The sequence below is a fragment of the Thermanaerosceptrum fracticalcis genome (genome assembly GCF_000746025.2).
Lineage (GTDB): Bacteria > Bacillota > Peptococcia > DRI-13 > DRI-13 > Thermanaerosceptrum > Thermanaerosceptrum fracticalcis.
Map to the genome: position 1 here is coordinate 2,316,429 of NZ_CP045798.1, position 19,315 is coordinate 2,335,743.

Below are 19,315 nucleotides of genomic sequence, written 5' to 3' on the forward strand. Positions count from 1 at the left end.
TGTATACATTATACATCACTATGTTAATTCTTGCAATTTATCCGTTGCTTTTAAGCCCGAACCCGTCAATTCCAGAATTATTTTTTGCCCTGCAGTCCATTCTTCCTGCTGCCGGAGGGCTCGCCAGGCCGCCCAGACCGTAGCGGAGGTGGGTTCTACAAAAACACCCAGCCTGCCCAGTTCAAGAAGGGCCCTTTTAATCTCTTCTTCCTGGACTATCACTACAGTACCATCGCTTTCCCGTATAGCCTCCAGGATATATGCACCTTTCACCGGCGCTGCCGAAGCAATTCCTTCCGCCAGGGTAGGTTGCTTTTTTACCGCCGGCACAACATCCAGGCCCTGGTGAAAAGCCCTGTAGACAGGGCTGCAGTTGGCAGCCTGTACAGCAATAATGCGGGGCAGACGGTTAATATAACCCATTTCTTTTAATTCAGTAAAGCCCTTATACAGGCCTAGAACAAGGCTACCGTTCCCTGCAGGGACAATCACTGCATCAGGCGCCTGCCACTCAAGCTGTTCCCAGCATTCAAAGGCCAGGGTTTTAGTTCCTTCAATAAAATAGGGACTCCAGTTGTGGCTGGCATAAAAAACTTCCTCGGCCCGCCTTATAGCCGCCAGCGTAGTATCTTCCCGGGTCCCTGGCACCTTGACCATGTCCGCCCCATAATACTGGATCTGTACCAGTTTTCCCGCCGAAGTATATGCTGGAACAAATATTTCGCACTCAATTCCAGCACGGGCACAGTAAGCAGCCATAGAGGCACCGGCATTGCCCGAGGAATCTTCTGCCACTCTATTTACTCCCCATTCTTTTAATTTACTAATCAGGACAGAAGTGCCCCTATCCTTGTAGGAGCCCGTAGGCTGTAAGAAATCCAGTTTTAAGAATACCTCTCTTCCTTCATAGGTCACCGGTAACAGAGGTGTTAACCCTTCACCCATGGTGACGCGGTATTCTTCTGAAACCGGTAGAACTTCCTGATAACGCCACAGGGAAAAAGGTCCTTTTTGAATCTTTTCTTTATTCAGTTTTAGCTCCGGGGTAGTGTAGAGGAGATAGCTTCCGCAATCACACTGCCAAAGAGCCTTTTCTTCCGGGTAAGTCTTACCACAGTCATAGCACTGTAACATAAATACTCCCTCTCCAGTAATTTTTCTCTAGCTGCATTGTACGCAATAAGCCAAAGAAAAGCAATAAGGCAAGCCAGTTACTTGCGCTTGCGCGACACCGGTGTCGCGAATGTGGCATAAAATAACACCTCCAGCTATAGAATGGCCGGAGGTGTAGAAGATGATTCTTTAATTGTGGGCTGGGCTCCAACTTGGTATGACTAAATTACCCTTTTCGTCAAAAACAAAAGGTTCAGGTTCACCGATAATTTCAAAGCCCTGCAGTCCTGCTAACTCTTTAGCCAGGTATTCCGAGACATAAATCTCGTCTAGGAACAGGGTATTCCGAACATAAACAACTTTCAGCTTATCGGGTTTCACACGGGCACAGGCGCCGACCGCCACCTGGATAGCTTCCTCATCAGTATCAATGATCATGGGGATTTTCACCGAATTAAGCATAGTGGCGGTAAAAGAGTTAATATAACTCTTCATATAATCAATTTTGTCAAAGAGACGTTTGGTAATCACATCAGCCAGGCCGGTCCCATTGGCGTTACCCTCTGTTTTCTCCGTGAGGTCAAGCACAACAATCTTCTGTACCTGAATATCACCTTTGATTCCGGGGACCAGATATCTCCCTACCACGTTGGGATCCATTCCATCACCGCTGACATCCTTGCCAATTTCCTGAAGAATGAGGACATCTATTTCAGGAATCTTGATTTTCCCCATAATGGCCTTAGCTTTAGCCAGGAGTTCTCTGTCCACCTGCCGAAAATTTTCTTTGGGGACTACACGGATATCTGCAGGCTCTTCGTAGGCATTTTCCACAATACCCACCCCAAAATAGATGGGGGCCTTTTCCAGGATTTTTTCACCCACCGCCGGGATTAACTCATGAAAATACTCCGTGCCCTGGCGATGCACCATACTGGCTCCCTGGTGCTTGCCCAGGCCAATGGTCAGCATTTTCATCAGACCGCTCTCCACGTCACCTCTAAATAAAGTGTGAGGCTTGACCCTGTTAATCACTACAATGCCATCGGCCTTTAAAGCGTAGTTATCTACATAGACAGGAAAAGCTTCAGGGGAGGAAGGTATAGTGACCGTTCCTACCTCAGTAACATCCAAAGAAGAAAGGATTTCTACACCCATGGTTTCTTCAGTTATACCATACTCCTCCAGGATATGTTTTTGCCCTTCAGGCGTGGCCCCGCCATGGCTTCCCATTGTCGGTATGATAAAGGGGTTAAACCCCTTGTCTTTCAATAAATCAATAACCGCTTTGGTAACCTCGGCAATACAGTGGATACCCCGGCTGCCTACACCTACAGCAATCCTGGCACCTGGCTGCAGGCGCTCTTCCAAACCTTGGTTTTCAAACTGCTCTCGAATAGTCTGGGCAATGTCTTTCACCCGGGGCCGTTCAAATTTTTGCCGGACACGCACCATACTGGGAAGTTCCATTTTACTCCATTCCTTAATTAGACCACTAACCATCTTCTCATTCCTCCATTTTCTGACAGATCTACACCAATTCCAGGGGATGACAGATTTGGGTGGAAAGTCCGGCTCCCCGTACTCCCGACGTCAAATACATGCGGCAGGAAGGGCAAGTGGTAATGAGGATATCTGGCTTTTTCTCCTGTATTTCCTCTATTTTTTCTCTCTGAATGCCCTTCAACAGCTCAGGGTGCAGCAGCCCAAAACTGCCCCCGCCACCACAGCACTTGGTTTCAGTCTCCATAGCGATGTACTGTGCTCCTTCATTATAATATAATACTTGCCGTAATGCCTGTCTAGATATCTCTTCACGCCGGGTATGACAGGGCGCATGATAGGCTACTTTTAGCCCGCCGGTTTGGGACAATTTTTTTGGTAAACTGTTCTCCCTAGCCAAAAAACCCATAACCTCCATAACAGGTAGAATCTCTTCAGGCTTATCTTTGGCTAAAACCATTCCCACATTTTCTTTCCACATATTGGCACAGGAAGCACAGTCAGCCACAACCATATCAACCTTGGCAGCTCTGAAGATTTGTAGATTCTCCCGGGCTTTTTTCCGGGCCTCCTCCAGGTCCCCATAGGTAAAAGCCGGTAAGCCGCAGCACTGCTGGTCCCGGGGGATGACCACCTCGTATCCGCCGTCCAGGAGATGCTGTAAAACAGCCTTACCCGTGGACTGGTAGCACAGATTAGTCATACATCCCACGAAATAGCCTACACGTTTGACAGGTTTTTGTCCAGGTCGATGGATTCCTCCATACCTTTCTAAAAAGCTTTGTTCCCCAAACTTGGGCAACTGGTGTAAAGGCATAAACTTTTTGAAGAGGCCCTTGGGGATTAACCCATCAGAAACTCTATCAGTAGCCAAGCTGCAAAAAGGGTCTGCCAATTGCGCCAGTTTCCCTGCTCTTTCCAGATCGCTTAATGCCCATAAGGTTATTTTTTTTGTGAAAGGAAGGCCTTCCCTGGTCTTTATCAGATGACGAGCTACAGCCATGATCTGGGCCACGGGCATACCGGAAGGACAGAGGGAAGAACAGGCTTCACACATGAGGCACTGGTCCAGGATTTCACTCAACCGCCCTGTAACTGTTAGTTCCCCCTCTACAAGAGCATATAAGATACGCATGCGGCCTCGGGACGTCAGGGAAGCCAAGCGGCTTGAGCGAAACACAGGGCATTCACCCAGACACAAACCGCACTGGAGGCAGTAGGTGAGGTTACGTCGATATTCTTCTAACCCAATCATTACCTCACCCACCACTAACCCCTCCCTCACCTTTGACTGTCCATAGCTTACCTGGATTCATCAAATTGGCCGGATCAAGTACTTTTTTGATGGCCTGCATATAGCGAATGCCCTGGGGTCCTAACTGCCAGGAAACAAAGGGTGCCTTGGCCAGGCCCACACCATGTTCCCCGGAAAGTACACCGCCCATCTCCAGGGCCGCTTTAGCCACCTCACTCATCACATGTTCCACAGCTTCCATCTGGGCACTGTCCCTTTTGTCCACCATAAAGTTGGGATGCATGTTGCCATCGCCGGCATGGCCTCCCACACCAACCCTGATATTATAGCGGGCACTGGTTTCTTTAATGACCCGCACAATATCGGGCACCCGTCTCCGGGGCACTGTCACATCTTCCGTCACTACTGTGGGTGCAGCCTGGGCAAAGGCTGCAAACATAGAGCGGCGGCCAAGCCATAAGCGGGCTACCTGTTCCTCATTGGCGGCCACCACAATATTTTGTGCGCCCATCATCCGGCAAACATCAGTAACTTCCTGCATTTGTTTCGTTACATTATCTTCTTCGGCCCCGTCACATTCTATTAAAAGAACACCTTCAGCACTAGTAGGATATCCTACATTCCGGAAAGATTCCACGGCTCTTACCGTTTCCTGGTCCATGAGTTCCAGGGTTGTCGGAATGACTCCCCTGGCTACCAGCTCAGAAACCGTAGTAGCTGCCGCATTTAAATCATTGAAACTTACCAGCATTGTCTTCTTATATTTCGGTTTCGGAATAACTTTTAAGATTGCCTCAGTAATGATACCCAGGGTACCCTCAGAGCCCACAAGCAGCCGCCCAAATTCGTACCCCACTGATAATTTCATGACTTTACCACCGTAGACCAGCACTTCACCGGGCGGCAGCACGGCTTCCAAGCCCAGGATATAGTCCTTGGTGGTACCATATTTCACGCCCCGGGGCCCCCCTGCTCTCGTGGCAATATTACCACCGATGGTGCACACCGTCTGGCTGGCAGGGTCGGGTGGATAAAAAAGCCCTTCCCGTTCTACAGCCCGGTGAATTTCAGCCGTTATAACCCCAGCCTGAACCTTGACCGTCATATTATCCCGGTCAATCTCCAGGATCTTATTCATCCTTCCCATATCAATCACCAGGGACTCTTCTACGGGGACAATACCTCCAGACAAACCTGTACCGCTTCCCCGGGGTATCATAGGAATACCCTGGCGGTAGCCATAGGTAAGAACCCGTTTCACTTCTTCCGTAGATGTGGGCAGGACCACCGCCAAAGGAGTTCCCGAAAACCAACTGGCATCGTTACGATAAGCCATCAGGTCAGCAGGATCTGTTAATACAGCAGCCTCTGATAAAACGTGGACCAAATCCTTACGTAAACCCTTTACATCAATCTTTTTATCTTCCAAGTGTTATCCCCCCTTAGTTTTGACAGGACCATTAACCTGATATTACTGTTCTGAAGGCTGCCAGCTTATCTTTAGAGGCCTGTACCAGCATCCCGGCGTCAGTGGAGTGCATTATGTACTGCACACCACTCTCTGCCCAGTAGCGGGCATCCTCGGGGTCCCTGGCAAAAGTTCCTATGGCTACCCCTTTCTTCCGGCAGGCCATTGTTACCTTCTCCATTACCTCCACTACCCTGGGATGTTTAACCTCTCCAGGCACCCCCAGAGACTGGGACAAATCCCATGGCCCTAAGAAGATGACGTCAATACCGGGTACAGCAATGATTTCTTCAACTTTTTCTGCCACCTGGGCCCCCTCGATATGAACAACAGTTAATACCTCCTCATTAGAGGTAGGGATGTGTTCGGCAGGAGGAATGATGGAATAACCGGCAGCCCGCACAAAACTGCAGAGACCCCTTTTCCCCTGGGGATAGTAGCGAGCCGCTTCCATCAACATCTTTACCTGTTCAGCCGTTTCTACCTGAGGGATCTGTACCCCTTCGGCTCCGGTGTCCAAAGCTCGCATGACATAGGAAGGCCTAGGTTCAGCCACCCGCACCAGGCTGGTAGTCCCTGAACTCCGGGCTGCCCGCAGCATATTTTCAACTGTAGGGTAATCATATACGCCATGTTCCATATCGATAACCACGAAATCCCAACCGGTAAGACCGAGTATCTCTACGGCAGCCGGATTTAAACGGGCAAAAGTCCCCATGCACACCTTGCCTTCCTTTAACTTTTTCTTCAGTATATTCTCCCTCATCTCTTATCGCCTCCTTTGTTTTGCGATCATTTTGGCCATAACACCCCTGGTAAATCTGGGAGCAGGTGCTGTCCAACCCTGTTTGCGAACCTCTAAAACCTTCGCTACCTCTTCTGCACTAACTTCGTTGCCAGCAATACCGACGATATTCAACTGGCGCTCCGGTATGTTGATTTCAATAATATCGCCATCTTCCACCAGGGCAATTGGTCCCCCTTCCACAGCCTCAGGCTGTACGTGACCGATGCAAGGTCCACGGGTACCTCCGGAGAAACGCCCGTCAGTAACAAGCGCCGTAGTCTTGGCAAGCTCCGGCTTTATTACCAAAGCTTCAGTAGTCATCAGCATTTCCGGCATACCGCTGCCACAGGGTCCTTCATAACGAATGATTAAAACATCTCCCGGACGTACCTTGCCTTCCGTTACTGCCCCACAGCAATCTTCCTCACTGTCAAAGACACGGGCCGGGCCTTTGTGCACCATCATTTCCGGCTCCACTGCCGAATACTTGATGACTGCACCTTCCGGAGCCAAATTACCGTAGAGGACGGCGATGGAACCCTTCATCTTTGCTTTTGGCGGGGGAGTTATCACATCATCGCGGTTGATGCCATAATTATGTAGAAAACCAAGGTATTGTTCAAAATATCCGGCCGCCTCAAGCTCAGCCAGATTTTCTCCCAGAGTCTTACCCGTGGCGGTCATGACATCCAGATGCAGGTAATCTTTAATATACCACTGCACAAGAGGTATCCCACCTGCAAACCAGAAAGCTTCGCTGGGATAGGGACCGCTGGGCTGTACCCAGGCCAGGTGAGGTATGAGGCGGTTGTAACGGTCAAAAACTTCTAAAGGTAACTCCAACCCTAATTCTGCTGCTACCGCAGGAAGATGGAGAGTGGCATTGGTAGAACCACCAATGGCTGCATGTATCGCTACAGCATTTTCAAAGGCCTTCCCTGTTAGGATTTGGGAGGCAGTAATGCCCTTCTCCGCTAGCCTAATCACGGCCTGTCCGGCCTGCCGGGCCAGGTTTTGTATGACTGCCATGGTGGCGGGAGCCAGAGCACTCCCCGGTAGAGCCAAACCCAGGGCCTCAGCCATACACTGCATGGTACTGGCGGTACCCATAAACTGGCAAGCACCGCAGGTTGGCGCTGCTGTCCGTTGCCTAGAGCGTACCTCTTCCTCGCTGATCGTTCCTTCTTTCTTTCGTGTGGAGCAATCTCCCAAAATAGAGTTACTCATACGGGGCCCAGGCCGCATACTCCCTCCGGGTACATGAACCGCAGGAAGATCCAAACGGGCGGCAGCCATCAGGTGAGCCGGTATGGATTTATCACAAGAAGAAATGAGAACCATACCATCCCAGGGCCAGACGGAGCCGTGAAGTTCAACCATATCCGCCATGGTTTCCCTGGAAGCCAGTATGTAGTTCATACCGTCATGCCCCTGGGCCCAGCCATCACAGATGTCTGTAACATGGAAGTGGACAGGTCGTCCCCCCGACTCCCAAACGCCAATAGCTACGTCCCGGCTTAAACGGTCTAGGTGGACACTGCCGGGATGACTTTCTCCCCACACATCATCTACTAAAATTTGCAGTTTATCTAAATCACCTTCCGACCAGTTGGTGCCCATGCGCAGGGCATCGGATTGGGGCCAGAGGTCCCTGGCTTTTTGCGAACGTTGGCTTTTAACCTGTTTCTCCATATCTACATCTCTCCCTCACAGAAAACAGGTAGTAACTTGCGTCACTACCTGATACTAAGTTATCTCACTGTTAATTAATCCTTAAGAGTTTCCAGCGCAAGTGCCGCTTTTTTCACCATGCGCTGGGCGCTGCGGTAGCGTACAGTACAGTAAATACCAATAAGTATCATTGTGATACTTACAGGTGGAAAGTGCAAAAGTATAATGCCAACTAGAGCACAAACACCAGCTACAAAGGCAAGAATAAGCCAATTCTTGGAGTTTCTTTTCTGTAAAGCCAGATAAGCCTCCAGTTCATTTCTGCCCGGTTTAAACTTGTTCACCGGGGGTTCTTCCCCTGACTTCCCGGTTTCGGGTTTTGTGGAAGCAGAGCGGGGATTTCTCCCCGCCACTGCTGATTTGTAAAATCCACACAGGTAGGCAACGCCTATGGCTCCTAATACCAACGCCACACCAGTCTTGCCGTCCATCAAGCGCAGGCCAACCAGCACTGCAAGACAGACGCTAACAAGTAAATAATGCCATTTCACAGCGTTCCCTCCTATCTGTTAGATCATGTCAGTTATTACCCTAGTATTAGAGTACTTTAAGATACTGGAGAACTGCAATTATACCCAAGATGGTCATTACAATACCAGAAATAATGAGAAGAACAGAAGCTGCAGTTCCCAGTTGATAGGACTTAGGCATCATCTTTCTGTCAGTCCAGTACATAGCCAGACACCAGATACCACCGGTCAGCACACCACCCAGGATGGAGGCAGGTGTAATGATGGCTACGGGGTTAAGTCCGGTCCAAACAGCCACAAGACCACCTAGAGCAATGTAGAGGGATACTGGTAATTTGATGCCTTTGAAACCTAATTCCTTAATCTTCCTGGATACAGGTGCAAAAGTTTCATAGGTAGTATAAACATAACCCATGTAGCAGCCGTAAATTGTACCAAAGAGTGCACAGAATACAGCCAGGTAGTAGAGGTAAACAAGCATAGGATGAATCTGGGTTAAGAATTTAGCCTGATGTGTCAGCATGTCATTGTTAGCAGGTACTAATTGAGCGGTGTTAAGGATTACTGCACCGTTAACCATGAAACCGATAGTAAAGATAACCAGGAGTACGAAGGATACTAAGTTGTCCATGAAAGGCGCTTTGGCCCAGGCGAGACCTTTTCTAACTTCCTCAGGGTCTTCACTGAGAGGAATGCGCTGTCCCTCTTGTAAGCCATCAAGGTAATCCCTGATTTGATCCAGGTCTTCCCTGCCTAATACGCCCCAGCCTTTTTCACGCATTAAGCCGGTGTATCCGATATAGTCATATGTACCGCCGCCGATAGCTCCCAGATAGGTTACGACTTCAACCCAAACGGGGCGGCCAGCTATACTTGGATACTTAGCAGCAATCCAGGGTTCATATGAAGGAATAGTGGGAATAAAACTACCTATAAGTACTTGGAGCCAATCAGGTTTAGCCGCCACAACGGCAACTAAGAGAGCTACAACCATGGTACCGACAATGGCAGTTTGGGCTTTTTCCATGGCATCATAGCCACCGGCCATAAATAAACTAAAGGCACCTAAGATCAGCAAACTTGCCCAAATTTGTGTTGAAAAGAAAGCGAAGTTCTTACTCAATAAGGTTCCCAGGAGTGAAGAAATACCGCCCTGCCAGAAGGGGAAACAGAAGATAGAGAGGATACCCATGAGTAAGGGGAACCAACCTTTAGGCCCTGGGAAAATATATGCCCACCGGTTCATGGGATGTTCGCCGGTAAGGGTAATATAGCGGTTAGCAGTATAGGTTTGAACACCTTTCATGACTGCACCTAACATAAAGCACCAGAGAATGGCATAACCAAAGATAGCTCCTCCCCTGGAAGCAAAGAAGACCTCACCACTACCAATGGTAATCGAAGCTAAAATGGCACCAGGGCCAAAGTACTTAATCAGATCCATGAATTTACCTTGGGTCAAATCCTTGGGCGGTTCAGGATAGGTAATCAATACGTCCTTCTGAATATTTGGATAACTGGGAATATTCGTTTTCTTACCAATCTCAATACTCAAATTATTCACCTCTCCTCTAGAATTCTCCCTTTGTCCCTATAATGACATGGATAATCTAGTAATGCCAAATTCCCTGTGCCCCATCACCTCCGCTCTGGCAAGCCGCCCGTTAATGACCTCAACCAGGTAACGGAACAAATGCTCTTCAACGTCAGCCAGCGTTTCGCGTCCCATAATTACAGTACTAGCATTAATGTCCATATCGTCTCCCATCCGTTCCCAGGTTTGAGGGTTCCCTGTAACCTTAATTATCGGGCAAATGGGATGACCGGTGGGTGTCCCCCGACCGGTGGTGAAAATAGACACCTGACTGCCACCAGCCGCCATACCCGTCAGGGACTCTACGTCATGACCCGGAGTATCCATGACTACCAGTCCTTTCTTAGAAGGCCTTTCCCCATAGTCTAAAATTTCCTGGAATTTGCTGGTTCCCGCTTTGTGAATAGCACCCAAGGACTTTTCTTCTAGAGTAGTAAGGCCGCCTTTAACATTTCCGGGGGAAGGATTTCCTCCTCTGAAATTCGCTCCGAGCCGGAGATAACGAGCTTCTACTTGCTTGATCAGTTCCAAAAACTGCTGACCCAGTTCGGGCGTAACAGCGCGCTTAGCCATGATATGCTCCGCACCGATGATTTCCGGTGTTTCGGATAGAATAACCGTGCCTCCCAAATTTACAACACGATCGGCTACACCGCCAGTTACAGGATTGGCGGCAATGCCGGAGGTAGTATCAGACCCTCCGCACTCTGTTCCCAGGATCAGGTGTTCCCAGCCAAAAGGCTCTCTCCTGGCCTGGCCCAACCGTTCTGCCATCTTAATGGCTTTTTTGGTCCCTGCCTCTACAGTCCTGGCTGTTCCGCCAGACTTTTGAATAGAGACAAAATCTACAGGTTTACCACTTACCGCAATACGACCGGCCAGATCGGCCGCATCCACACTCTCGCAACCCAGGCCTACTACCAGGACAGCTCCCACGTTAGGGTTTTTCCCGGTACCCTCTAAGGTACGAAAAACCATCTCCATATCAGCACCAATCTGAGCACAGCCATGCTGGTGAGTGATAGGTATGGCCCCCGGGACTGCCGCTGCAATGAGTTCTGTAGCTCTATTAGCGCACACCACCGAAGACATGATTACCAGGTGGTTTCTGATTCCGACTTGCTCATCGGGCCGCCAGTAACCCAGCAGTTCTTTCATAAACTTCTACCTCCCCTGTTGATCACCGCGTCCTCTGCGTCCTTCCGTGTTATGGATATGTACGTGTTCACCTGCTTTGATAAAGGCAAAAGCTGCACCGATGGATTCCCCGTACTTAATCACTTCTTCCCCCGCCTGAATGTCCCTCAAGGCAACTTTATGACCAAAGGGAATGGGTTGAAGGGTTTTCACGTCCATGATTGTTTCGGCTATAAGTGTTTCACCTTCAGCCAAGTCTCTTATTACCGTGGCTACGTTATCTCGTTTACTCATTACCACCACATTTTTCTCCTGCATCCGAACCAACCTCTTCCTGAAACCATATGCTAAAAATTTGTAACTTATGAATATTCAGTCCTTTATGAAAGTAAACAGGAATACCCGTCAGTTAATTCACTGGTATTTGCCGTAAGTTCATTATATTGAACTGTTGTTTATGGCTACTGGGTTACTAGAGATGTGGTCATAAACCACATCTCTAGTAACAAAACTATATTTCCGCCTTGTTTATTATATAGAATCGGCTGTATGAAATCCAAGTCCATCGGAATCGTTCATTATATTGAACAACGAGGCCGGTTTTGCTGTTTTTTTGTTCATAATTATGAATCTATGTTTATTATATCAAATAGATAATTATAATACAATGCGCCATTGATAGATTTTAATTTTATATATACGGCTAGAACATTTTTTTGTGGATTCTTCCGGTATCATTACATCTTTTCGGCAATCCAATCCAATTCCAGTTCAGCCAGTTTCGTCTTAGAGGGGACCCCTTCCTCATTCCAGCCCACGAAAGCATAATACATTTCAACGGTCTGTTGAAATTCTTCCCTGGGAATGGCATGCCCCTGTAATTTACCGTTTTCCAGTGGTTCAAAGAGCCTTTCGGGGATGGTATCATCTTCCCTGGTAAAACCCTCTCGTATATTAAACATCCTGGCCATGTTAATGACCCGTTCTGCACTCTTCATGATTTCCCAGAGAGAGGTATCCCAACCCGCAGCGGCTTTCACCAGGTCTACTACGTCGTCCATGGGTAGCGAACCCCGGGGCACAGGCCCAAAGTGACATATCCCGGCCATATTGTGAAAGCACCACCACTGCTGGAGATAGCTGAAGTTCCGGACCTTTCGCGGTGTCAATTCCCTAGGGCTTACAGGTTCCAGTATTCCCAGGGGAGCAACGCTGTCCAGGATAATACCCTTTTGCTCTAACAAAGGATCATGAGCAGCCACCATGTGGTCGGCCCCTATTTCCGATACGGCATAACCTAACCCCAGCCCGTACTTGGCTCTGGGATCATGCATAGGCAGTTCCTGGCCTTTCACACACAACGTGAATTTTTCAGATCCTTTGCCTATTTTCCGGGCGGCACTGGCCGAGCCTTCAGCCAGCAGGTCACCGATACCCTCCCGTTTTGCTATCTTTTCAATGAGTTGTAGCACTGCTTCACCATTGCCAAAAGTCAATTCCATACCGTCCAAATCATCTTTACTGAGAATACCTTTTTCGAAACACTCCATGGCAAAGGCAATGGATGCTCCCGTACTAATGGTATCAATGGTATAACGGTTACAGAGTTCGTTGGCCTTGGCAATTAACTCCAGGTCGTCTATTTCACACAGGGAACCGAAAGAGCCTATAGTTTCATACTCCGGTCCTCCAAACTTGGGATCCACCTGCATTTGTTCTTTATCTACTTTTACAGCCCTCTTGCACCTGACGGCACAGGCATAGCAACCTTCTCTTTTTTGCAAGATGGTGTCCGCCATGGTTTGGCCACTAATTTTATCAGCCCCGGCAAATTCCCCTTTAATAAAGTTTTTGGTGGGCAAATTTCCCCCGGCGTTGAGGCTAGTAACACCCGCGGAAGTTCCAAATTCATATAAAGTCCGGCTCATGGGATGGTTCATATACTTAGCCAGGTATCTCTTGCCGATTTCCTTAATCTTTTCCTCATCGGCAAAGGGTATTCTCTTGGTACCCCTTACCGCTACCGCTTTAAGGTTCTTGGAACCCATGACGGCCCCCAGGCCATTCCTGCCGTTAAAATGTTTCAATTCATTGGTAATGCAGGCAAACCTTACGAGATTTTCCCCACCGGGGCCGATCTGGGCGATGCGAACATTCTGATCCTTCAGTTGGTCGCGAATTAAATTCTGGGTATCCCCCGTCTCTTTCCCCCAGAGGTGTCTAGCATCTTTAATTTCAATCTTATCGTCATGGATATAGATGTATACCGGTGCCGGTGCTTTCCCTTCAATGATAAGGGCGTCATATCCTGCCTTTTTTAGCTCCGGCCCCCAGAAACCACCCGCTTCCGATTCGCCAAAAGCACCGGTAAGCGGCGATTTGGCTCCCACAGAAAAACGGGGCATAGCCGCTACGGGAGCACCCGTAAGAATCCCGGTGGCAAAAATCAACTTATTTTCTTCCCCCAAAGGATCGATGTGAGGAGGCAGTTCTTGCAGCAAATAATAGGCAACCAAACCTTTCCCTCCGTAATATTTCCGGTAGAACAGGTCTCCGGGTTCCTCAATCTTGATTTTAGCTGTCGATAAATTGATACGAATGATTTTACCTGTGTAACCAAAAGGCATCTCCCTTAGCCTCCTCCGAAAACTTGAAATAGTTGCAGCACATCCTTATCCTTTAATATTGTCTCATTGTTTGCCAACTGGGCATTAAGCAAGATAATACCCACTTCTCCCGGGATAATTTTGAAATGATCTAAAACTTGCTGGATCGTTGTTCCCTCGGGAAAATCAATTGTCACCTTATTACTCCCGGTATGACAATACCTGCTAAGTGTCGGGTCAAAGATAACGGTAATCTCCACACCCTAAACCTCCGCCTTGTTCTCAGGGGTAATGTTCTCCACCATCAAAATGTTCTGCTTAGCTTTTTCCAGGTGTTCTCGCATATAGTGAGCGGCAAGGTTCTCATCCCCTGCTTTGATGGCCTCAAAAATCTCCCGATGGTCCCTTACTGTTTTTAAGGGTTGATTGGGAATTTTCAGGGTGGCTTCCCGGCTGGAACTCAACATATCCCCAATTAAGTTCATGATCTTCAGTAAAACCTGATTCTGGGAGGCGGTAGCAATAGCCAGATGGAAGGTGTCATCACCCCGCAGACCTATGTTTCCGGACTGGATTTCCTCCTCCATGATGGTGATACCCTCCTCAATGGCCTTGAGGTCCTCCTCTGTGGCATGTAAAGCCGCTAACCGGGCCGTTTCCACTTCCAGCAAACTCCTTACATGAAGGAGGTCCAGAATATGACTCCTTTCCTTGAGAATAATAGAAGCAAAGGGTTCAATGATGGAGTCAATGGTGATCTCCCGGACAAAAGTACCTTCTCCTGGCCTGCCATAGATAAAGCCCATGATTTCCAAAGCCCGCAGTGCTTCCCGTACCGCAGTTCTACTGACATTCAGGGTCTCGGCAAGTTCCCGTTCTGTAGGTAATTTGTCTCCCGGTTTTAAAACCCCTTGGGTAATCAGGTCCTTAAGCTGCTTTACTATTCCCTCATATAGTCTGGTCCTTTTCATGGGTTCCAGCATTTAATTCACCCTTCTTACTCTATACATTTACAGAATTCCCCTGGTTAGCTCGACCAAGGAAATATCTATTACTCTCATCATACCATGTCTTTGTCCAGGATGCTCGAGTTGAGATTATGGCTCTAATACTGCCTTGATCACTTTTCCTTCGGATACCTTACGGAAGATTTCTTCCCATTCCTCGAGCTTGGCTTTATAAGAAATCAGTGATTTAACATCTAATACTTTTTTCTCCAGCATCTTTAGTACCAGGTCCCAGCTGGTAGAGGAAGAACTGTAGCTGAAGATCACCTGAATGGCCTTAAACACCGAAGTTTTCCATTTAACCTGAATATATTCTTCTCCCGGAATACCGATGACGCACATTTTACCATGTTTCCGCAACATCTCGATACCCATATTGATGGCAGACACAGCGCCGGCTCCTTCCACAACCAGGTCTACTCCCAGTCCCCCTGTTAGCTCTTGGACCAACTGCAGGGGGTCTTCTTTCTGGCAGTTCACTACATAATCAGCACCAAGCTTTTTTGCCAGTGGCAGTCTTACTTCTTCGTCAGCAGTGGTCCCTACCACCATAATCTTACCGGCTCCGGCAATTTTAGCCATCTGCAAAGCCAACAAACCTACGGGGCCAGGACCCATGATCACTACAAAATCGCCCACATTGACCCTGGTTCTTTCCAGCAAGGCATGAACCACAATAGCCGAAGGTTCAACTAAAGCTGCTTCCTCATCTGACACAGTATCGGGAACCTGGTGCAGCAAATGATAGGGCATTTTAATGTAATCAGCACAGGCCCCGTCGATGCCATGGCCCGGTGAGGTCTTCTGGGGACAGATATGGGCATTACCGGTCTTACAATATACACAGGTTCCACAGGCTTTTACACTAAGTTCAGAAACAACCCGGGTTCCTTCGGAGAATCCCTGGACTTTACTGCCCCGTTTTACTACAACACCGCTAAATTCATGACCCAGCAGTACAGGAGGATTACTGGGAAACTCGTCTGTGTAAATATGATAGTCCGTACCACACATACCAATAGCTTTTACCTTTAAGAGAACCTCATGATCAGCTATCTGGGGTTCGGGATAGTTGTCAACAAGCTCAACGTTCCCCTTACCCCTCTTCGTCTTAATAAGCGCCTTCATACCAACATACCTCCTGTACCTTAGAAAAATTTTACCTCATGGTTGTACCGCCGTTGATATCAATGGTTGAGCCCGTGATATACCTGGATAAGTCAGAAGCCAGGAATACGATAACATCGGCTACGTCTTCCGCTGTCCCTAAACGTCTTAAGGGAATAGCGTTAACATCTACCCCGAAATCTTTCGTCATCTCAGTATCAATAAATCCCGGAGCTACAGCATTCACATTGATGCCGTAAGGTCCAGCATCTTTGGCTAGGGACTTGGTCAGATTTATCATGCCGGCCTTGGAAACGGCATAATTGGCTCCGACGAATTGGCCGCCGGTTTCTCCCGCCTGAGAAGCCAGGTTAATGATCTTGCCGCTCTTTTGTTTTTTCATTACCGTTAACACTTTCTGGGTAAGGAAGAAGGCTGATTTTAAATTAATATTCAGCATCCGGTCCCAATCGGCTTCAGTCAGGTCGGCCACACTAACCCTCTGGCAAATACCGGCATTATTGATTAAAACATCAATCCTGGCAAACTTGTCTAAAGTCAGGTCTACGATTTTGGCCAGGTCTTCACTCTTAGAAACGTCAGCCTGGATAGCTAAGCCTATTCTGCCCATACCTTCGATTTGGGATGCAACTGCTGCTGCCCCTTCATAATTTAAGTCCGCAACAACTACATGAGCTCCTTCCCGGGCACAAGCCAGGGCTGTAGCCGCTCCGATACCACGTGCTCCGCCGGTGACAACAGCTACTTTATCTAATAATAAATTCATAATTTTCACCTCATTTTCTGGGCGGTATATGGATGGCATGCCCCGTGACATCCAGTGCCGCCTCTTTCATTATTTCGGAAATAGTAGGATGGGGATGAATCAGATCAGCCACTTCTTCGATAGTTCCTTCCAGTTTCATGGCTAGCGACATCTCGCTGATCAGATCCGTAGCATTATGCCCGATAAGATGGGCCCCCAGGATTTCTCCCGTCTGGCTGTCACAAATGATCTTGGCAAACCCGGTTGCATCGCCATGGGTTAAAGCCTTGCCGCTGGCCACATAAGGGAATCTGCCGACCTTGTAGTTTATCCCTCTCTTCTTTACCTCATCTTCGGTTAGACCTACACAGGCTACCTCAGGGATGGTATAAATGCAAGAAGGTACAATGCTGTAATCCATAGGCAATTGTTTATCGAGGATATTAAGCACAGCCCTTTCCCCTTCCTGGGAGGCCACATGGGCCAGCTGGATACCGCCAATAACATCACCGATGGCATAAATATTAGGCAGGTTAGTTATTAAATACTTATCTACAGCAATGTTGCGACCATTCAGTTTAACACCTATTCCCTCTAGGTTCAGACCCGTGGTTTCCGCCGCCCTGCCCACAGCCACCAGGATAGCGTCAACCTCTATGACTTTACGCGCATTGTCTTTCTCCAGGGTAAGTGTTTTACCCTGGGCATTGTCGCCAATCTCCAATATTTTCGCGCCCGTAAGGATCTCTATCCCTTTATGTTTGAGGGTCTTAGCCAGGAGCTGAGAAATTTCCTGGTCCACAGCAGGCAAAATGCTGGCCATAGCTTCCACCACTGTAACCCGGGAACCCAAGGCGTGATAGATGGTTGCAAATTCCATGCCAATCACGCCGCCACCGATAATGGCTATGCGCCCGGGGATATAGGTCAATTCTAGCGCCTCGTCGCTGGTCATGATATTTCTTCCCTGAATCCCCGGCAAATTAATAATGGCAGGTTTGGAACCAGTAGCGATAATAAAGTTGTCACAATTATATTCTTTTGTTTCGCCGGCAGCTACTTCGACCATAATAGTATGAACATCCTTGAAGGAAGCTGTTCCTTTTATGACGGTAACTTTATTGGCCTTTAAGAGACCCTCTACCCCCTGTCTTAACTGGGCAGTAACTCTTTCTTTTCTTTTAACCAGAAGAGACCGGTCAAGGGAAAATTTATCAACCAGGACTCCATAATCCTTAGCGTGGGCTACTGTCTCTATTACTTCCACGCTGCGTAAGAGGGCTTTGGTAGGGATACACCCCCGGTTTAGGCAGGTGCCGCCCAACTGGCCCTTCTCCACCAGGAGCACCTTAGCCCCAAGTTGGGCGGCCTTGATGGCTGCCACGTACCCTCCAGGGCCTCCCCCAATGACCCCAATGGTATATTTATCGCTGTTCATACTTAACTCTCCTATAGTAACAAGTAGGGATTTTCCATTAATTGTTTAACGCGCTGCAAGAATTTGGCGGCAGGTGCGCCGTCAATGATGCTGTGATTGTAAGTTAAACTCAGCTTCATGATGGGCCTGATAACGATCTGGTCATCAATAACCACAGGAGTCTTCACAATCTCTCCAACGGCTAAAATGGCACTTTCCGGGGGATTGATGATAGCAGTGAAACTGTCAATACCAAACATGCCCAAGTTGGAGATAGTAAAAGTTCCCCCGGACATTTCCTGGGGCTGGAGTTTACCATCCCTGGCCTTATCAACGAGCATCTTGCATTCTTCGGATATTTCCAGCACTGACTTAGCCGCAACGTCCTTAACCACAGGTACAACCAGGCCACTGTCTACAGCAACAGCCAAACCGATATTCACTTTTTCCAAAAGCCTGATCCCTTCAGGGGTAAGTGTAGCGTTTACCATCTTATGTTCCTTTAAAGCTTTAGCCACAACCTTCATCAAGAGGGCATTCAAAGAGACTTTGTTCTGGAATTTCTCCCTGAGGGCCAGTAATTCCGTCATATCCACTTTCGCCCTGTGGTTGGCCTGGGCCATGGTCTTAAGACTAAGCTCCATTCTCTCGGCAATAATTTTCCTGATTCCCTTCATGGGAATAATGGCGTCGTAAGGACTGTAGTTTTCTGGCAGCCCTTCACCGGCGGGAGTTTCCTCACGCAATGCTCCCAGTACATCCTGTTTCAGGATTTTGCCTTTAGCACCCGTTCCGGTAATACCCTCCAGCTCAATTCCATGAATTTCAGCAACCTTCTTGGCCAGAGGTGTGGCCTTGACCGTTTGTTTAGCCAGGTATTCTTTAATATCCCGCTCCACAATGCGCCCGTTAGGTCCAGTACCCTTGATTGTGGTATAATCAACATCCTTTTCCCTGGCCAGTTTGCGGGCCCGGGGTGAAATGAATATTCTACCCGTCTCACTTTTTTGTACTGCTTCAAGCTTAGCACAAAGGGCAGGTACCGCCTCTTTCTTCACTTCTCCAGCACCACTTACATCCGTTGATTCTACTTCTTCAACTTTTTCTCCAGGCTGGCCGATGTAAGCCACTACCGCATTAACGGGCACCACAGCATCTACTTCAGCCAGAATCTTCAACAGAGTTCCGGCAACAGGACTGTCCACTTCTACCGCAGCTTTATCCGTCATTACTTCGAAGAGAATATCCCCTTTATTAACCTGGTCGCCCTCTTTGAAAAACCACTTCATGATGGTTCCCGTGGTCATGGTCAAGCCCAGTTTGGGCATCACAACTTGATTTGCCATATCCACAT

Annotated in this window: 17 protein-coding genes; all 17 read right to left on the reverse strand. The window is 48.2% G+C overall.

Features of this window, described 5'->3' with window-relative positions:
- Nucleotides 1-18: 18 nt before the first annotated feature.
- The 17 genes from thrC to BR63_RS11920 all read right to left on the reverse strand — a co-directional run bounded on the left by thrC (nucleotide 19) and on the right by BR63_RS11920 (nucleotide 19,307).
- Nucleotides 19-1,134, reverse strand: a complete 1,116-nt coding sequence (gene thrC / locus BR63_RS11840; RefSeq protein WP_034420373.1) for a threonine synthase — start codon at nucleotides 1,132-1,134, stop codon at nucleotides 19-21.
- 168 nt (nucleotides 1,135-1,302) lie between these two features.
- Entirely contained in the window at nucleotides 1,303-2,616 is a 1,314-nt protein-coding gene (locus tag BR63_RS11845) for a nickel pincer cofactor-dependent isomerase, group 22 (RefSeq protein ID WP_034420374.1), read from the reverse strand.
- 28 nt (nucleotides 2,617-2,644) lie between these two features.
- Entirely contained in the window at nucleotides 2,645-3,883 is a 1,239-nt protein-coding gene (locus BR63_RS11850; protein ID WP_034420375.1) for a (Fe-S)-binding protein, read from the reverse strand.
- Nucleotides 3,876-5,300, reverse strand: a complete 1,425-nt coding sequence (locus tag BR63_RS11855; protein ID WP_051965441.1) for an FAD-binding oxidoreductase — start codon at nucleotides 5,298-5,300, stop codon at nucleotides 3,876-3,878. Before BR63_RS11855 ends, BR63_RS11850 begins: the two co-directional genes overlap by 8 nt.
- Nucleotides 5,301-5,331: 31 nt before the next feature.
- Nucleotides 5,332-6,105 carry an HpcH/HpaI aldolase family protein gene (locus BR63_RS11860; protein WP_034420376.1) on the reverse strand — a complete coding sequence of 258 codons (774 nt, stop codon included), beginning with the start codon at nucleotides 6,103-6,105 and terminating at the stop codon, nucleotides 5,332-5,334.
- Nucleotides 6,106-6,108: 3 nt separating this feature from the next.
- Nucleotides 6,109-7,818, reverse strand: coding sequence for a dihydroxy-acid dehydratase (gene ilvD, locus BR63_RS11865; protein ID WP_034420377.1), 1,710 nt, complete (start codon nucleotides 7,816-7,818; stop codon nucleotides 6,109-6,111).
- A gap of 74 nt (nucleotides 7,819-7,892) precedes the next feature.
- On the reverse strand, nucleotides 7,893-8,348 hold the full coding sequence (locus tag BR63_RS11870; RefSeq protein ID WP_034420378.1) for a hypothetical protein: 456 nt from the start codon (nucleotides 8,346-8,348) through the stop codon (nucleotides 7,893-7,895).
- A gap of 46 nt (nucleotides 8,349-8,394) precedes the next feature.
- Nucleotides 8,395-9,882, reverse strand: a complete 1,488-nt coding sequence (locus BR63_RS11875) for an Nramp family divalent metal transporter (RefSeq protein ID WP_034420379.1) — start codon at nucleotides 9,880-9,882, stop codon at nucleotides 8,395-8,397.
- 36 nt (nucleotides 9,883-9,918) lie between these two features.
- On the reverse strand, nucleotides 9,919-11,079 hold the full coding sequence (locus BR63_RS11880) for a UxaA family hydrolase (RefSeq protein ID WP_034420380.1): 1,161 nt from the start codon (nucleotides 11,077-11,079) through the stop codon (nucleotides 9,919-9,921).
- A 6-nt stretch (nucleotides 11,080-11,085) separates the two neighbouring features.
- The gene (locus tag BR63_RS11885; RefSeq protein ID WP_034420381.1) at nucleotides 11,086-11,376 is read right to left on the reverse strand and encodes a UxaA family hydrolase; all 291 of its coding nucleotides are present in this window, start codon (nucleotides 11,374-11,376) and stop codon (nucleotides 11,086-11,088) included.
- 419 nt (nucleotides 11,377-11,795) lie between these two features.
- The gene (locus BR63_RS11890; RefSeq protein WP_034420382.1) at nucleotides 11,796-13,685 is read right to left on the reverse strand and encodes an aldehyde ferredoxin oxidoreductase family protein; all 1,890 of its coding nucleotides are present in this window, start codon (nucleotides 13,683-13,685) and stop codon (nucleotides 11,796-11,798) included.
- A gap of 5 nt (nucleotides 13,686-13,690) precedes the next feature.
- Nucleotides 13,691-13,924 (reverse strand): MoaD/ThiS family protein, encoded by a 234-nt coding sequence (locus tag BR63_RS11895; protein ID WP_034420383.1) that lies wholly within the window; start codon nucleotides 13,922-13,924, stop codon nucleotides 13,691-13,693.
- A gap of 3 nt (nucleotides 13,925-13,927) precedes the next feature.
- Entirely contained in the window at nucleotides 13,928-14,647 is a 720-nt protein-coding gene (locus tag BR63_RS11900; protein WP_034420384.1) for a FadR/GntR family transcriptional regulator, read from the reverse strand.
- Nucleotides 14,648-14,761: 114 nt separating this feature from the next.
- On the reverse strand, nucleotides 14,762-15,799 hold the full coding sequence (locus BR63_RS11905; protein ID WP_034420385.1) for a zinc-dependent alcohol dehydrogenase: 1,038 nt from the start codon (nucleotides 15,797-15,799) through the stop codon (nucleotides 14,762-14,764).
- A 31-nt stretch (nucleotides 15,800-15,830) separates the two neighbouring features.
- Nucleotides 15,831-16,565 (reverse strand): SDR family NAD(P)-dependent oxidoreductase, encoded by a 735-nt coding sequence (locus BR63_RS11910; protein ID WP_034420386.1) that lies wholly within the window; start codon nucleotides 16,563-16,565, stop codon nucleotides 15,831-15,833.
- 10 nt (nucleotides 16,566-16,575) lie between these two features.
- Nucleotides 16,576-17,982: a dihydrolipoyl dehydrogenase gene (gene lpdA, locus BR63_RS11915; protein WP_034420387.1), complete on the reverse strand. Its 1,407-nt coding sequence runs from the start codon at nucleotides 17,980-17,982 to the stop codon at nucleotides 16,576-16,578.
- 11 nt (nucleotides 17,983-17,993) lie between these two features.
- Nucleotides 17,994-19,307: a dihydrolipoamide acetyltransferase family protein gene (locus BR63_RS11920; protein WP_034420388.1), complete on the reverse strand. Its 1,314-nt coding sequence runs from the start codon at nucleotides 19,305-19,307 to the stop codon at nucleotides 17,994-17,996.
- Nucleotides 19,308-19,315: the final 8 nt, after the last annotated feature.

Coding starts and splice junctions, on each gene's coding strand:
- thrC (WP_034420373.1), bottom strand. CDS start 1,134: ATGTTACAGTGCTATGACTGTGGTAAGACTTACCCGGAAGAAAAGGCT.
- ilvD (WP_034420377.1), bottom strand. CDS start 7,818: ATGGAGAAACAGGTTAAAAGCCAACGTTCGCAAAAAGCCAGGGACCTC.
- lpdA (WP_034420387.1), bottom strand. CDS start 17,982: ATGAACAGCGATAAATATACCATTGGGGTCATTGGGGGAGGCCCTGGA.
- BR63_RS11900 (WP_034420384.1), bottom strand. CDS start 14,647: ATGCTGGAACCCATGAAAAGGACCAGACTATATGAGGGAATAGTAAAG.
- BR63_RS11880 (WP_034420380.1), bottom strand. CDS start 11,079: ATGAAAGAACTGCTGGGTTACTGGCGGCCCGATGAGCAAGTCGGAATC.
- BR63_RS11920 (WP_034420388.1), bottom strand. CDS start 19,307: ATGGCAAATCAAGTTGTGATGCCCAAACTGGGCTTGACCATGACCACG.
- BR63_RS11860 (WP_034420376.1), bottom strand. CDS start 6,105: ATGAGGGAGAATATACTGAAGAAAAAGTTAAAGGAAGGCAAGGTGTGC.
- BR63_RS11905 (WP_034420385.1), bottom strand. CDS start 15,799: ATGAAGGCGCTTATTAAGACGAAGAGGGGTAAGGGGAACGTTGAGCTT.
- BR63_RS11845 (WP_034420374.1), bottom strand. CDS start 2,616: ATGGTTAGTGGTCTAATTAAGGAATGGAGTAAAATGGAACTTCCCAGT.
- BR63_RS11910 (WP_034420386.1), bottom strand. CDS start 16,565: ATGAATTTATTATTAGATAAAGTAGCTGTTGTCACCGGCGGAGCACGT.
- BR63_RS11885 (WP_034420381.1), bottom strand. CDS start 11,376: ATGCAGGAGAAAAATGTGGTGGTAATGAGTAAACGAGATAACGTAGCC.
- BR63_RS11890 (WP_034420382.1), bottom strand. CDS start 13,685: ATGCCTTTTGGTTACACAGGTAAAATCATTCGTATCAATTTATCGACA.